The following is a 15,212-nucleotide window of genomic DNA, read 5'->3' as shown; positions in this document are numbered from 1 at the left end:
CATGCGCGTTCTTGCCTTTGCCGTTGCCATGACCCTGCCGTTCTCTGCACTGGCGCAGGATCGCGGCCCGATCCTGACCGATACAGTTGAAGGACACATCCTGCCCGGTTTTGTCAACCTGGCTGATGCGACCGGCACGTTGGCGCAAGCCGCGCAGGCCGACTGCGCCGCAGGCTCGCCCGAATTGCGCGCCGCCTATCACGCAGCCTTTGATGACTGGATATCGGTTAGTCATCTACGCTTTGGTCCTTCCGAGGTCGATGACCGCGCTTTTGCACTGGCCTTCTGGCCGGATACCAAAGGCTTCACCCCCAAGGCGCTGACCGGTCTGATTGCGGCCGAAGACACCGCTGTGGAATCTTCTAAAGAATTTGCCCAGACATCCATCGCGGGCCGGGGCTTCTTTGCGCTAGAGCAATTGCTTTACGACCCCAAATTTGCGGATCAAGGCAGCGCCCCCTATCGCTGCGCGTTGATACAGGCCATCACCGCTGATATCGACGTCAACGCCCGCGCGATGGGTGCGGATTGGGACAGCTATGCCACAACCCTGACCCAACCCGGCGAAAACAGCCCCTACCGGTCAAGCGACGAGGCTATGCAAGAGCTCTATAAAGTCCTTGTAACTGGACTAGAATTCACCGGCGACACACGCCTTGGCCGTCCGATGGGCACGTTCGACCGCCCCCGCCCCAACCGGGCCGAGGCGCGGCGTTCGGAACGGTCCCTGCGCCATGTGGAACTGTCCCTGATCGCCTTGCGCGATCTGGCCGCGCGCTTGTCGGCGGATCACCCTGAAATTGCCGCCGATTTGGATGGCGCGTTCGACAAGGCCATTACCCGTGCACAATCGCTGGACGATCCGTCGCTGGCCGGGGTCGCCACCCCTCAGGGCCGGTTCCGGGTTGAAGCGTTGCAGCAATCGATCAACGATATCCGCGACATTGTCTCGACTGAGCTGGGGCCAACACTGGGCATCAGTGCTGGGTTCAACTCGCTGGACGGAGATTGACCGATGACCAGCCGCCGCCATTTTCTCGCCGGCCTAGCTGCCGCCAGCCTTACCCCAATACGAGGCTGGGCAGCGGTCGGCGCACCAGATTATCTTGCAGCAGCCCTTTTTCCGGACGGAAGCTATAGGCTGGCCGGGCTGAGCGTGAGTGGGGACATCCTTTTTACACTCCCCCTGCCCGCGCGTGGCCACGCAGCGGCCGCCCATCCCCACCTCGCGCAGGCCGTGGCCTTTGCCCGTCGCCCCGGCACCTTCGCGGTGGTTCTTGATTGCACCACAGGGGTCGAGATCAAACGTCTGAACGCCCCGGCAGGCCGTCACTTCTATGGCCACGGCGTATTCTCACCCGACGGATCGCGGCTGTTCACCACTGAAAACGACTATGAGGCCGGAGACGGCGTGATCGGTGTCTGGGACACGACAGGTTACAGACGCTTGGATGAATTTCCATCGGGCGGAATCGGTCCCCACGACATGCGACTGATGCCCGATGGCCAGACACTGGTTATCGCCAATGGCGGCATTGAAACCCACCCTGAGATGGGCCGCACCAAGCTGAACCTGCCGACCATGCAGCCGCGTCTGTCCTACCTGGATCTGGCTGGCTCAATCCTGGAACAAGTGGAACTGCCGAGAGAACTGCACAAAAACTCGATCCGCCATCTGGCCGTACGTCAGGACGGGATGGTTGGTTTTGCGTTGCAATGGCAAGGCGACAAAACGCAACACCCGCCGCTGCTGGGCCTGCATCAGCGAAGTGAGACTCCGCGCCTGCTATCGGCACCGGACGCCGAGCAGAGCACCTTGCAGGGCTATGCCGGAAGCATCGCCTTTTCCGGTGAGGGGGATAACGTCGCCATCACCTGCCCGCGCGGCAATGCTCTGCACCAGTTCACAGTCGCGGATGGTCAACTCACCGGAGTGTTCCCTCTGAAAGATGTCTGCGGTCTTGGCCCCGGCCCCAAGGGTTTTGTCTTCACCACCGGCACCGGAGTTGTCGGAGAGCTGACTTCCAAGACCCGTATTTCCACTCGACCAGACTGCCAATGGGACAATCATCTGATCCCAATCCGTACCTCCGCATAAATTCGGCAAATCCCGTCACATAGATTACACTTGGAAGAATCAAACTGCTGCCTTATTGGCGGGCGCGAAACTGGTACCCTGACGTTAAGGACTGACTTGATTGAAACAGACGCCCGACGCACCGCATTCCATCTACGGAGTTGAGAAATGGGGCAAAGGCCTCGTTGAGGTGACGGAGCAGGGCGAGATCGGTCTGCGCAATCCTCTGGCACCCGAAACGGATGCGATCAGCTTGCCCGGTATTCTCAGCGATCTGGATGACCGGGGTATCAAGGCTCCAATGGTCCTGCGGATAACGTCCTATCTGGAACACGAGATTGCCCATCTGAACGAAAGTTTCGCCGAGGCCATTGCGCGCGTCGGCTACAAAGGCCCGTATCGTGGTGTCTTCCCGATCAAGGTGAACCAGCAGGCGCAGGTGGTGGACCGGATCGTCGAGTTCGGCAAGAAATACAACTATGGCCTTGAAGCCGGGTCCAAGCCCGAACTGGTCGTGGCGCTGGCCCACCGTCTGGCCCCCGAGGCGCTGATCGTCTGCAATGGCGTCAAGGATGCCGAGTTCATCCAATTGGCCATCCTCAGCCGCAAGATCGGCTTCAACACAGTCATCGTGTTGGAAAGCCCGAAAGAGGCGGACACGGTGATTGAGGTCTACAAGGAGTTGGGTATCGAACCCCTGATCGGCGTGCGGGTAAAGTTGACCAATCAGATCAGCGGTAAATGGGAAGAAAGCTCGGGCGACCGCTCGGCCTTTGGCATGAACACCGATCAGTTGGTCGCAACGGTGGACAAACTGAAAGAGGCCGGATTGCTGCATTGCCTCAAGCTGCAGCATTCGCATCTGGGTAGCCAGGTGCAGGACGTCAACGACGTCCGCCGCGCTGTGGGCGAAGCCTGCCGGTACTATACCGAACTGACCCGCGAAGGAGTGCCGCTGACTCACCTGGACCTCGGCGGCGGCATGGGCGTGGACTATACGGGTGAGAAAAAGGCTGCTGAAAACTCGATCAACTACACGGTCGAGGAATACTGCGCCAACGTAGTCGAAACCGTAGCCTACGCTATGGATGAGGCCGAGGTCGAGCACCCGACGCTCGTCACCGAAAGCGGCCGCGCGGTCGTGGCGACATCCTCGATGCTGGTGTTCAACGTGCTGGAAAGCACGCTGTACGACGCGCCCAACGGCCCTGAAGTCGAACCCGAGGATCACCATCTGGTTTCGGACCTTGCCGCCGTGCATGGCTATCTCAGCAGTGACCGCCTGCAGGAGTGCTGGAACGACGCCACCTTCTATCGCAACGAATTGCGCGCGCTTTTCAGACGCGGTTATGTGGACCTGCGCCAGATGGCGCGCGCCGAGCGCGTTTACCTGTCGCTGATGGCCCGTCTCAAAGCACTGGCTGCAAGCGACGATCTTGAAACGGACGTGGATGATCAGCTTGAGAAAGTGGCCGATATCTACCATTGCAACTTCTCGCTGTTTCAATCCCTGCCCGATGTCTGGGCCATCGATCAGCTGCACCCAATCGTGCCTTTACAGGGCCTGAACCAGACACCGGACCGCCGCGCGGTTCTTTCAGATATAACCTGCGACAGCGACGGCAAGATCGACCGCTTTATCTTGGCCGACGGCGTTTCCCCCAGCCTGCCGGTGCATTCTCTACCCGAGGACGAAGAATACCTGATGGGTGTCTTCTTCGTTGGCGCCTATCAGGAAACGCTGGGCGATTTGCACAACCTGTTCGGCGACACCAATGTCGTCACCATCGACCTGCGCGCTGACGGTGGCTTTGACCTGCTGCACGAACAAGAGGGGGACACGATTTCCGAGGTTCTGTCCTATGTCGAGTTCGACCCGCAGGATTGCGTCGCCGCATTCCGCAAAATGGTGGACGAGGCGATCTCAACCGGTACTCTGAAAGCCAAAGACCGCAAAACACTGATGAGCGCTTATCGCGACTCGATCAACGGCTACACCTATTACGAATAACCCCCTGTGAGAGGAGAACACCCCATGGGCAAAACACTGGTTGTCGGCGCAGGCGGCGTATCCCACGCCGCCGTGCACAAGATGGCGATGAATTCGGACATCTTCACCGAAATCACTCTGGCCAGCCGGACCAAATCCAAATGCGACGCCATCGCCAAAGCGGTGAAAGAGCGTGTTGGCGTCGATATCGCCACGGCAAAACTGGACGCCTACAAAGTCGAAGACACGGTCAAGCTGATCAAGGAAACCGGTGCGGAAATCCTCGTGAACCTCGCCCTGCCCTATCAGGATCTGGTGTTGATGGATGCGTGTCTTGAGGCCGGTATTCACTACCTCGACACCGCAAACTATGAGCCCGAAGATGAGGCCAAGTTCGAATACCACTGGCAGTGGGCCTATCTGGAGCGGTTCAAAGAGGCCGGTCTGACCGCCATCCTCGGCTCGGGCTTTGACCCGGGTGTGACCAGTGTCTTCGCGAAATGGCTGAAGAAACACAAGCTGGACACGATCCGCCAGATCGACGTTCTGGACGCCAATGGCGGCTCGAACGATCAGGAGTTTGCCACCAACTTCAATCCAGAAATCAACCTGCGTGAAGTACTGGCTGAGGTCCGCCACTGGGAAGGTGGCGAGTGGAAACACTCCCCCGCCATGACCCACAAGGTGGAGTTCGACTTCCCTGCCATCGGCCCCAAAAACATGTACCTGATGTATCACGAGGAACTGGAGTCGCTCTCGACCCACTTCCCTGAGATCGAGCGCGCTCGGTTCTGGATGACCTTCGGCGACGCCTACATCACCCACGCCAAGGTGCTGGAAAATGTCGGCATGACCCGCATCGACCCGGTGATGCACGACGGCAAGGAAATCATCCCGATCCAGTTCCTGAAAACCCTGCTGCCCGATCCCGGCGATCTGGGCGCGGAAACCAAGGGCAAGGCCTGCATCGGCGACATCGCCACAGGTCAGGCCAAGGATGGCTCGGGTGAGAAGACCTACTACATCTACAACATCTGCGACCACGAGGAATGCTACCGTGAGGTCGGCTCCCAAGCCGTCAGCTACACCACCGGCGTCCCCGCCATGATCGGTGCCGCGCAGGTGCTGAAAGGCAACTGGACCGAGCCGGGCGTGTGGAACATGGAACAGCTCGACCCCGACAACTTCATGGACATGCTGAACGAACACGGCCTGCCATGGCAGGTCCACGAACTCGATGGCCCGGTCGAATTCTAATCCGCCAACTTCATCTGGCTAAAAATATCCCGGGGGTCCGGGGGCAGCGCCCCCGGCTTCTCCACTAATCGGAGACGCCGACCATGTCCGACATGATGACCACGCAGGCCGGCGACGCCGGAGCCTTTCGCAATTTCGATCTCAGCCGCGTTCCCACACCTTGCTTTGTGGTCGACGAGAAAGCGGTCGAACGGAACCTGAGCGTCCTCGCCGAAATCGGTACACGCTCGGGCGCACATGTGCTCAGTGCTCTGAAAGCGTTCTCGATGTTCTCACTCGCCCCGCTCGTGCGCCAGTATCTCGGTGGCACCTGCGCCAGCGGTATCTACGAAGCACGGCTGGGCCGCGAGGAATATGACGGTGAGGTCGCAACCTTTTGCGCCGGATACAAGGACGCCGATATCGACGAAATCCTGTCCCTGTCCGACCACATCATCTTCAACTCTCCGGCGCAAAAGGATCGCTTCCTCGACAAAGCTCGGGCCGCAGGTGTTCAGGTCGGGCTGCGCATCAATCCCGAGCATTCCGAGGGTGAGATTCCCAAATACGACCCCTGTGCCCCCTGCTCGCGTCTGGGCACTCCGGTCAGTCAACTGACCGATGACAAACTGCGCGGTGTTGATGGCCTGCACATGCACACGCTCTGCGAACAGGGTTTCGAGCCATTGCAACGCACATGGGCCGCAGTAGAACCCAAACTCAGACCGTTCATGAGCCAACTCAAATGGCTGAACTTCGGCGGCGGCCACCACATCACCCGCGACGACTATGACCGCGACGGTCTGGTCGCCTTCATCAAAGGCATCCGTAAAACATATGGCATCGATATCTATCTGGAACCCGGAGAGGCCGTGGCACTGGATGCCGGCATTCTGGTCGGCGAAATCCTCGACCTGCCGACCAATGGCATGAACCTCGCGATCACCGATATCTCGGCAACATGCCACATGCCCGACGTGATCGAAGCCCCCTATCGCCCCGCCCTGATGGATGAGGCAGAGGCCGGACAGACCTACCGGCTTGGTGGCCCGTCCTGTCTGGCAGGTGACGTGATCGGCGATTACACTTGGGACCGGCCACTGGCGATTGGCCAGCGCTTTGCCTTTCTCGATCAGGCGCATTATTCGATGGTCAAGACCAACACGTTCAACGGCGTACCCCTGCCGACCATCGCCTTATGGAACAGCGAAACGGACGAGCTGCAAATCATCAAACAGTTCGGTTATGACGACTTTAAGGACCGACTCTCATGAGCATTTTCCTCGACAGCGAACTGACCGCGTCCGAGCGCACCGAAAACGCCCGTTTCCGCGTGATCCCGGTACCACTCGAGCGCACGGTGTCTTATGGCTCGGGTACCGCAAAAGGCCCCGAATCTATCATCGAGGCCAGCAATGAACTTGAGCGGATCACCGGTCATGCTGAGCCATGCGTAGAAGGCATCTTCACGGAAAAACCGCTGGACTGTGACGCCGCCATGCCCGAGATCATGGAGCGTCTCGCCCAACGCACCGAAGACGCCGTTCGCGCAGGCAAGGTGCCCGTCACTCTGGGCGGGGAACATTCCCTCAGCTACGGCGCGGTGATGGGCGTTGTGCGCGCGCTGAACCAACCGGTTGGCATTGTCCAGATCGACGCCCACGCCGATCTGCGTAACGCCTATCAGGGCGAGAAACACAGCCATGCGTCGGTTATGCACCTGCTGGCAAAGGAAGGCGTCCGTTTGGCTCAGTTCGGTGTACGTGCCTTTTCAACCGAAGAAGCCAAAAGCCGTCTGAAAAACCACGTTTTCCACGTGGATGCCGAGGAACTGGTCACCGGCAACATCCACGCCGTCGACCTGCCCGAGGATTTCCCCGAATTGGTCTATGTCAGTTTTGACGTCGACGGGCTGGACCCGTCACAAATGCCCGCAACTGGTACCCCCGTACCCGGTGGTCTGGGCTATTATCAGGCGCTGCGGCTGGTCGAACACGCCCTGAAAGGGCGCAAGTGCGTGGGCTTCGACGTGGTCGAGCTTGCCCCGGACGGCAACGCCGCCTGGGACTTTACCGCCGCTCAGATCGTCTATCGCCTGATGGCCGCCTGTTAATCTTCGGACGTTTCGTTCAGTTCCATATGCCCCTCGCCCTTGTTCAGGACACGGCGCAGCATGGGCTCGAAAAACTCAAGCGGTTTGGTCGGATAATTCGGATCGAACGCCTTTTGATCGTATTCGTGGCAGAAATAGCGGCAGTCCTCCCAATAGGGGCTGTCGCGATACTTGTCGCGCGCGTTGCGGTCCCCGCCAAGGTGGTGATTGTAGTAGTAGCCTTGGAACACGCAGTGATACTTCAAAATCCAATAGGTTTTTTCACTGACATAAGGCTTCATCATCGCTGCTGACAGCTCACCATGATTATAGGGTGACAGGATATCGCCGGTGTCATGGATCAGCGCGGCGACGACCAGCTCCTCATCCGCACCGTCCTCATAGGCACGCGTTGCGGCCTGCAGGCTGTGCTGATAGCGGTTGACCGGGTAAGGCGTCCACTCTTCATCCAACGAACGGATTGCGTCCAGAATCCGGTCCGGCAAGGCGGCGTTGAAGCTCTCTTCATATTCCATGACGGCGTCCCAGTCGGCCTTGGTGGCCTCTTCAAAACTGGTCCAGGTGGGTTTGTGGCTTTTGTCCAACATGGCGCGGTCCTTTGGCTGTTCTGTTGACGTCAGATTAGCCCGGATCGGATACGCAAAAAAATGAATTGATTTTATCATTACGATGAAAAAATACTTTCAATATGCAACTCAAGGCAATCGAGACCTTTCTGTGCGTGGCTGAGACCGGCGGCTTTCACGCTGCAGCACGCAAGCTGAACGTGACCCAGACGGCCGTCAGCGCCCGTATCCGTTTGATCGAAGAAGAAACCGGCCGGCCGCTATTCACCCGAGGAGCCGGGGGTACCAGCCTGACCGAGTTCGGGCGCCAATTCCGGCCTTATGCCGAGCAGATGTTGTCACTGTGGTCCTTTGCCTCTCGTGACCTGCCTGCTCAGGCACAGAACCGGGTCGCCCTGCGACTTGGCGCCCAGCTGAGCATCTGGGACCCCTTGCTTGTCGATCTTGGCGTTCAGTTCGAACAACGTCACGGCCAGCTGTTGCTCACACTAAACTATGACCATGATCTGAATATGGTCGATGCGGTTGCCACCCACGTTCTAGACGCCGCATTGACCCCGGAACAGCCTAGCGACCCGCGCGTGCAATCGCACGAGCTGGCCCCGGAATGCCTTACTCTGGTAGGCACCCCCGACACAGAAGATCCCGTATTCGTCAACCTGGAACTTGGAGAGGTCTATCAGGACCACGTGCGCACAGCCGCGCGACAAGCGTTGGGGCAAACGGTTTTTCTGGGCAATTGCATGATGGCCCTGCGATACATCCTGCGGCGGGGCGGGATCGGTTTCTTCCCGACCTACCTTATTAGGGATCATCTGTCAGAAGGTGAACTTAGGCGGGTTTCAGGTTCCAGAGACCTGGTGCTGCCACTTTATCTGGTAACCCGTCGCGGCAGTACCGCTTGTGACGATATCCTGACCTGTCTGACCGAACTTCGCCTAGCAGGTTAGGCTTGGGGCAACACGCCTATCGTATCCCGATGCCGTCTGCGTACCAAAGGCCGCCCGGCGATCAAGAGGAACAGGCCCGAGATAACAACGCCCATTATTGCTGGCAGGTACAGTAGCAACCACAGATCAGGATCGGCAACCACAACCGGAGAGACAAACCCCCGCACGCCCTCAAGCAAGATCAGAATGGTAAAAGCACCCAGTATCTGAGGCCACAACCCAAACCGCGAGAAACTGCCCAGCATCAGAGTTGAATACCCGGCCAGAGCAACCGCGACGCAGATCGCAATCCATGAAAAACGCTGATGCAACTCGTCGATCAACTCACCTTCGGTAAAGCCCTCTGCGGCACTAATGGCATCCCGATCCCGCAGCAACTCGACCGTAGGAATGGCCTCGAGGCTGCGCTCGGCCATAGTGTTCGTGTCGGTCAGTGCGGAAATGTCGTAAGAGGCATCCGCGAACAAGGTTGACGACAGCGTTCTGCCCTGCTGATCCAAACGCAACGCGATCCCGTCCAACATAACAAGGTGAATCCCGCTCTCGTTGTTGACCAGATACGCCGTCTTCGACGAATAACTGATCGGGTTCAGCGAATCTCTTCGGTCTGAGACAAATACCTCGGACAGTGTACCGTCCAGATCAATCTTGCCTATATAGACCGTGACTCCTTCAGCCGGGTGCAGAAACTCTCCTTCATTCAGCAATTGCGCAGTCACGTCGCCGGCAACTTCAGCCTGGCGTTGTTCAAGCTGTTCAACTGAAGCTGGACGGAAGAAAACGCTGATGACAGCCATCATAAGACCGGCCACCAATCCAAACACAAACACGGCGCGCGACAATCGCCACGGGCTGGAACCCGTGGCCAGCATCACCGTCATCTCGCTTTCTCGACTCAGACGGTTGGTGGCATAGACAGCCGCAGCAAACACCGCCATCGGCATCACTGTACGGATCAGCGTCGGCAGCGTCAGCGCGGTAAATTCCAAAAACACCATGGCCGACTGCCCACCACTGATAACGCGGTCAAACAGGCTGACGGACCGGGTGATCCAGAACACGCCGACCAGAACCAGGGTGAAAAAGCCGAACAGAATCAGCATTTGCCGCAGGAAGTATCCATCAAAGCGCGACATGTTTCCTCTTACGCGTGTCCGTGGTGTTCCGGACATTATGTCATTCCGTCGCCATAGGAAACCGGGGTTTCACCCAATCGGCCGACCCCTGACCGGGTTCGGACCTAAAGGAACGTTAATTTCGCGTACAGGCGAAGTTCAGTCGCACGGCCAATCTACTCCTGAGAGACAGCCAAACATGCAAAGGAGGGTGCTATGATGGCCTATGCAGACTACATCACCGGAAAGGGTTTCTTTTCAAACCTCTTTGCGTCCGCCGAGGAGCGAAAGGCAAAGCGAGAAAAGAAAGCCCTGTACAAAAGACAACAGCGTGAAATCGACATGATGTCCGAGCGGGAACTTAAGGAACTCGGCTATTGCCGAGGAGATCTGCAAGAGATGGTCTATCGGCATCATTTTGGAGGTTAAGCGCTCAAGTTTGAGCCGAAACGCGCTCGGCATGGCACTAACCCAAAAGTGCCGTGATCGGGCGCATTTACCGTTCGGCGGCAAAGTTTCAGCCCTTCAATCCGGCAGGGTATGTACCATCAGGTAGCACAGCGGTTGAAATCTGTTCTGCGCCGTTTAGTTTTTTCAGATCAAGTTTCGTGACGACCTGATCAGACAAGAAAAACGCCAGCCGCATCGATTACAGAATGGCCCAAAGTACTGGCACCGGCGCTCGGCGACGGGAATGGCTTTGAACCTTTGACTCCATGGAAGACGGAGGCACCGACCACCCGTGGCAAAACAAAGACCTTTGGGGACAAAGCTGCCAGTCGCCGCTTAGAATTCTGCCGACGATATGCGCTCAATTGCCGTTACTGGAGAGTACCGTCCAAAGTGCCTTGCTAGCAGTTTCAAGATCCCTGCAAACGATTACACCGATTTCGTCAAGCTCTTCAGACACGTCTACGGGCAAACTTGTGTTGCTGCCTTCGGGGATTTCATTAAGGCGTCCGCCAATAAGAACTGGCACATCCAGTCCAGCCTCCTTCAGTTTTCGCAGCAGCATTTTCGAATAGCGCAACGCCACGCCGTTATAAGTGCTGAGCGTTATGACATCGACGGAATTCTGTTTGGCAATGGATACGATTTTGTCCGGGTCGCTCGAGACACCGCCATCTTCAACGGCAAAACCTGCTTTGATAAACACGAGATCCAAAAGCACTTTGCCATGTTCGTGAACATCCGTGGTCGCAGTCAGTATTCGAGTGGGCGTCTTCGCAAGTGCAGTCATCGCCTGACCCGCCTCGGAATTCACAAATTCCTCAGCCTTGTCCTCTAGCTCGCGATGGGTTGTTGCACCGACGATGGGTGTTCTGCGTCCCGGCGCTTCCACGCGCAATGCACCTCCGCCGAATGCATGCTCCAAAGCCCGTCCGCCAATTCGACGCAGGGCAAGAAGCAACTCAAACGGATCATCTGTGTCAATACCGCCTTCAGATAACCCCGCCAGGACTCGATCTGCGAAACGCTGTCCCTCCCGCAGAAGAGTTTCGCTGACCCTTTCAATCTCAGTTCTATCAAATAGCGGGACATAACCATCCGCCAGATCAATCAACCTGCTAAGATGACGTTGCGCATCGCAGATTTCCGCCACATCGGGGATACGTTCATTCTCGCTGACCGGCACAGGGTTCAGCGCATGTCCCGTGGGTAGAAATTTCTGAGCGACGATGTCGGACAGGAGATATGCCGACAGTCCGGCATAATTCTCAGCATGCGTCCCTTTATAGAGCACGGTGGCTCCGTAAATCTGCGACCCGGGCACCCCGTCACTGATCTTTGCCAAGGCCCGTTGAAACGCAATCCGGGTCAGCGGTTCGGTAAAGTGATGGCCGAAACATACAGCATAGGGCGCGCCGATCAGATCGGTCACGATGTATTTCTCAAGCAATGCCTGACCGAGCACCGAGGTCAAATCTTCATAAACTGCGGCATACCCGTCATCCAGATTGGAATGCACCAAGACTGGCACCGGCTGCGCAGCAATCAGACCCAGTGCTTGAACGGTAGATTGCGTGGTTTCAACATCGTCATCGTAGCCGGGAAGGCGAAACGTAAAGTATTGCCCCAGATTGCCAATTGTTGTGGCACCTGCGGCCAACGCCGCACATGTGTTCTCCAAGGCCGCCGGAAACCCGAGCATGAAATCCCCAAAGTGCATTGCAGCTGGGCTTGCCTGCGTCAGGCGTGCGAAGGATTCAATTTCATTTAGTATGACGCCTGTTCCGCGCGCCAGATCCGTCCGGCGCTTTTTGGGATAGCCCATTGACCAGTCCAGGCATACACCAAACCGGTCAACCCGCGCATTCCGCTGCAAACAGACGTCATAGACCCGCTGGATTGCTTTAACGGTACGCGACAGATCACGAAATCCAAGATGCGCGTGTTGCATCACACGACCAGACCGCATCATTTCCCGCTTATAGTCGATTTCGTTCTTGAAACCGGTGTCGCGTTGGAACAGGCCGTTACCAACGCTCCAATCTGGCGCCATTTTTTTGCCCGTGCCCAGCAACTCTGTGCCGCTTGGCAGACCTTGCTCCGGGAGCAATTTGGATCGGTCAATATTAATGGTCAGGTTGTTCATATCGTCAAATTGGCAAACTCAAAAAAAATGGCAAGGTGCCATTGCCCTCTCAGACGGGGTTCGCGCAACTCTGCAAGCCGCAGCGGACGAAACCGTTCGTCGGTCTTGGGATGAAGCCGAAAGCAAGAGCAACGAGTTCCTGCAAAAGGCACGGGACGAAGGCATCGAGGTTATCGAACTGAGCCCAGAACAAATCACTTCCGCCGCGAAGATCGCTCATGAGACCGAATAGCCGGTGATGGAAGAGCTGGTCGGACCGGAAATCATGGCCAAGCTGAAAAAAGCCGCAGGCATCGAATGATCAGACCTTGTTGGGCCCGCCATCCGGTGGGCCCAACACCTTTTGGGAGGACACTATGGAACGAGAATCCAGACAACATCCGAGACCCTGTCGAACCCGGTGCTTCGTTTATCTACGACCCCGAAGTGACAGCGGCAGAACCGCCGGAACACGTAACCGCAATACCGGAATGGGAGGTTTCAGACCGAAATGCCGCGTTTATGAAGGTCGAAAAGGTTTACGCTGCACTATTGGCCAATGGCCTTGCTCTGTTCAGCATCTGCCTTGCCCTTCTAATGTTTACGCAAGTGGTTCTGCGTTACGGTCTAAATTCGCCATTTGTCGGCATCGAAGAAATGTCGCTGCTGTTCTGCGCATATATCTACTTTCCCGCGATGGCCTACGTTTCCCGTAAGAATGTTGATTTTTGCTATCGCTCTCGCACTGATCGTTGTCCTTCTCCTGCTGGAGATGCCGATTGCCTTTGCATTCGGCATTGGTGCTCTGGTTTTTGGCATCGGAACAGGATCAAACATTTCGTTCCTGATCTCTTACGCCTATCAAACCACGACCAGTTTCGCCTTGCTGGCACTTCCATTGTTCGTGCTTGCGGGTACGATCATGGCCGAAGGCGGCATCTCCAACCGACTGCTGGATTTCGTGAACGCGTTTGTCGGTCGGATCAAGGGTGGCCTCGGTGCGGTAACCATCGTCACCTGTGCGCTCTTTGGTGCAATCTCGGGCTCGTCCTCGGCTGCGATTGCAGCGATCGGCCAGATCATGATCCCGCGGATGGTGAAAGAGGGCTATCCGGTGGGACACGCAACCGCGTTGGTTGCCTGCTCGTCCGTTCTGGCCCTGATGATTCCGCCGTCGATCCCGATGATCGTGTTTGCTGTGACAGGCGGTTTGTCAGTCGGCGCGGCGTTTCTGTCGACCGTTATCCCCGGCATCTTGCTGGCCTTGCTTTACATCATCCTGAACTTCTTCTTCCTGCGGAACAACAACGACATCCAGGTTGAGCCCAAACTGCCCATGGCGGAAGTCCGGGTCAAAATCTTCAAATCAGGCAAAGAGGCGTTTTGGGCCCTGCTGATGCCACTGATCATCCTGGGAACAATCTATGGTGGGATCGCTACGCCGACCGAAGCCGCCGCGATTGCGCTGGTCTATGCCGCTGTCGTGGGCTTCTTCATCTATCGCGGGTTGACGCCTGCACGCTTTTGGAAAGGCACCATCCAGGCGGCGATCACGACGGGATCAATTGTCACCGTTTTGTTCTTCCTGTTCATGATGAGCCGCTCGATGGTCCTGCAGCAAGTTCCCGGACAAATCGCTGATCTGCTGCTGAGCCTGTCTGAAAACAAAATCCTGCTTCTATTGCTTATCAATCTGGTCCTTCTGTTGATGGGCATGATCGTCGACGACATCTCGGGCAGTGTTTTGGCTGCGGTTGTTCTGTTGCCGGTCGTCACTGAACTGGGTGTTCATCCGATCCACTTTGCTGCAATCGTCGGCACCAACTTGGGCCTGGGCAACGTATCGCCACCTTGTGCACCGATGCTCTACATGGCTGCGGGTGTCAGCAAGATCACTCTGGATCGGTACATAGGTATCACATTTAAGTTCCTGTGCCTGGGCCATTTGCCCATGGTCCTTCTCGTCACCTTCCTGCCAGAGCTTTCACTGTTGCTCCCGAAGGTGCTCATGGGCATCCAATGAAGCTAATCGCAGGACTGTCACGCCGGAGCGAGATAGCCTAGGCGTGATAGGTTGGACAATGAAAAATTGGAACTCTTTGCTATTGATTGAATACACGGCAAAGGATCGGTTTGGCATTTGGCATTTGGCATTTATAGAGATGCCGAAAGGGCATCCAACGCCGCGTAAACCCGCCATGGCTTCAGCGCTGCCTTTACTGGCGACAGCTTGCCGGACGTCGCTGCAATCCTAGCCGCGCATTAACTCAGTCTTGATCCTCGGCTAGCTCAGGCCTCCCTAAAAAGCGTGAACCGCACGAAATAAGAAGAATAGCTCCCAACTAATCTAGGGGAGTGAAACCGCGAAGCTAATTTTCTGATTGATTTTAGTGGCAGGGGCAGCAGGGTTCGAACCCGCGACCTACGGTTTTGGAGACCGTCGCTCTACCAACTGAGCTATACCCCTAAGATGCGCCTCAGATATGCCAGCCACGCGGTGGACTCAAGAGGCTTTTTCAGATTCCGCGCAACTAATGCATTCGACAAACAAGTTGCGCACGGCGTTGAGTTCTATAAGACACGGTTTGGC

Annotated in this window: 13 protein-coding genes and 1 tRNA gene; 10 read left to right on the top strand and 4 right to left on the bottom strand. The window is 56.9% G+C overall.

Annotation, left to right across the window (positions count from 1 at the left end; all coding sequences use genetic code 11):
- The first annotated feature begins 1 nt into the window (after position 1).
- From ABLN94_RS20590 to speB, 6 genes are all read left to right on the top strand, one after another.
- On the top strand, positions 2 to 1,012 hold the full coding sequence (locus ABLN94_RS20590; protein WP_352995994.1) for an imelysin family protein: 1,011 nt from the start codon (positions 2 to 4) through the stop codon (positions 1,010 to 1,012).
- Positions 1,013 to 1,015: 3 nt separating this feature from the next.
- Positions 1,016 to 2,098, top strand: coding sequence for a DUF1513 domain-containing protein (locus ABLN94_RS20585; RefSeq protein ID WP_352995993.1), 1,083 nt, complete (start codon positions 1,016 to 1,018; stop codon positions 2,096 to 2,098).
- Between the two features lie 100 nt (positions 2,099 to 2,198).
- A complete protein-coding gene (gene speA / locus ABLN94_RS20580) occupies positions 2,199 to 4,088 on the top strand; it encodes a biosynthetic arginine decarboxylase (RefSeq protein WP_352995991.1) in 1,890 nt (629 codons plus the stop codon).
- A 24-nt stretch (positions 4,089 to 4,112) separates the two neighbouring features.
- Positions 4,113 to 5,324, top strand: coding sequence for a saccharopine dehydrogenase family protein (locus tag ABLN94_RS20575; RefSeq protein WP_352995989.1), 1,212 nt, complete (start codon positions 4,113 to 4,115; stop codon positions 5,322 to 5,324).
- A gap of 83 nt (positions 5,325 to 5,407) precedes the next feature.
- Complete coding sequence (gene nspC, locus ABLN94_RS20570; RefSeq protein WP_352995987.1) at positions 5,408 to 6,577, top strand: carboxynorspermidine decarboxylase; 1,170 nt, start codon at positions 5,408 to 5,410, stop codon at positions 6,575 to 6,577.
- On the top strand, positions 6,574 to 7,416 hold the full coding sequence (gene speB / locus ABLN94_RS20565; protein WP_352995985.1) for an agmatinase: 843 nt from the start codon (positions 6,574 to 6,576) through the stop codon (positions 7,414 to 7,416). Before nspC ends, speB begins: the two co-directional genes overlap by 4 nt.
- Here the strand turns inward: speB and ABLN94_RS20560 are convergent.
- Positions 7,413 to 8,003, bottom strand: coding sequence for an HD domain-containing protein (locus tag ABLN94_RS20560; protein ID WP_352995983.1), 591 nt, complete (start codon positions 8,001 to 8,003; stop codon positions 7,413 to 7,415). The genes speB and ABLN94_RS20560 overlap by 4 nt on opposite strands.
- Before the next feature lie 101 nt (positions 8,004 to 8,104).
- Here ABLN94_RS20560 and ABLN94_RS20555 point away from each other — a divergent pair, with 101 nt between their 5' ends.
- Complete coding sequence (locus tag ABLN94_RS20555; protein WP_352995981.1) at positions 8,105 to 8,932, top strand: LysR family transcriptional regulator; 828 nt, start codon at positions 8,105 to 8,107, stop codon at positions 8,930 to 8,932.
- Here the strand turns inward: ABLN94_RS20555 and lptF are convergent.
- Entirely contained in the window at positions 8,929 to 10,068 is a 1,140-nt protein-coding gene (lptF, locus tag ABLN94_RS20550; RefSeq protein ID WP_352995979.1) for an LPS export ABC transporter permease LptF, read from the bottom strand. The two genes, ABLN94_RS20555 and lptF, sit on opposite strands and share 4 nt — an antisense overlap.
- Before the next feature lie 195 nt (positions 10,069 to 10,263).
- Here lptF and ABLN94_RS20545 point away from each other — a divergent pair, with 195 nt between their 5' ends.
- On the top strand, positions 10,264 to 10,476 hold the full coding sequence (locus ABLN94_RS20545) for a DUF1127 domain-containing protein (RefSeq protein ID WP_352995977.1): 213 nt from the start codon (positions 10,264 to 10,266) through the stop codon (positions 10,474 to 10,476).
- A gap of 382 nt (positions 10,477 to 10,858) precedes the next feature.
- Here ABLN94_RS20545 and ABLN94_RS20540 read toward each other — a convergent pair whose 3' ends face one another.
- Positions 10,859 to 12,550 carry a cobalamin-dependent protein gene (locus tag ABLN94_RS20540; protein WP_352995975.1) on the bottom strand — a complete coding sequence of 564 codons (1,692 nt, stop codon included), beginning with the start codon at positions 12,548 to 12,550 and terminating at the stop codon, positions 10,859 to 10,861.
- Between the two features lie 76 nt (positions 12,551 to 12,626).
- On the opposite strand from ABLN94_RS20540, the gene ABLN94_RS20535 reads away from it, so the two are divergent.
- Positions 12,627 to 12,875 (top strand): hypothetical protein, encoded by a 249-nt coding sequence (locus ABLN94_RS20535; RefSeq protein ID WP_352995973.1) that lies wholly within the window; start codon positions 12,627 to 12,629, stop codon positions 12,873 to 12,875.
- A gap of 465 nt (positions 12,876 to 13,340) precedes the next feature.
- On the top strand, positions 13,341 to 14,645 hold the full coding sequence (locus ABLN94_RS20530; RefSeq protein ID WP_352995971.1) for a TRAP transporter large permease: 1,305 nt from the start codon (positions 13,341 to 13,343) through the stop codon (positions 14,643 to 14,645).
- Positions 14,646 to 15,013: 368 nt separating this feature from the next.
- Here ABLN94_RS20530 and ABLN94_RS20525 read toward each other — a convergent pair.
- Positions 15,014 to 15,089: transfer RNA gene (locus tag ABLN94_RS20525), tRNA-Trp, on the bottom strand.
- Positions 15,090 to 15,212: the final 123 nt, after the last annotated feature.

Origin of the sequence: Ruegeria sp. SCP11, from assembly GCF_040329455.1 — a bacterium.
GTDB classification, from domain to species: Bacteria; Pseudomonadota; Alphaproteobacteria; order Rhodobacterales; family Rhodobacteraceae; genus Ruegeria; species Ruegeria atlantica_E.
Note: the sequence above shows the minus strand (reverse complement) of the source record. Positions and strands in the feature narration are given on the sequence as shown.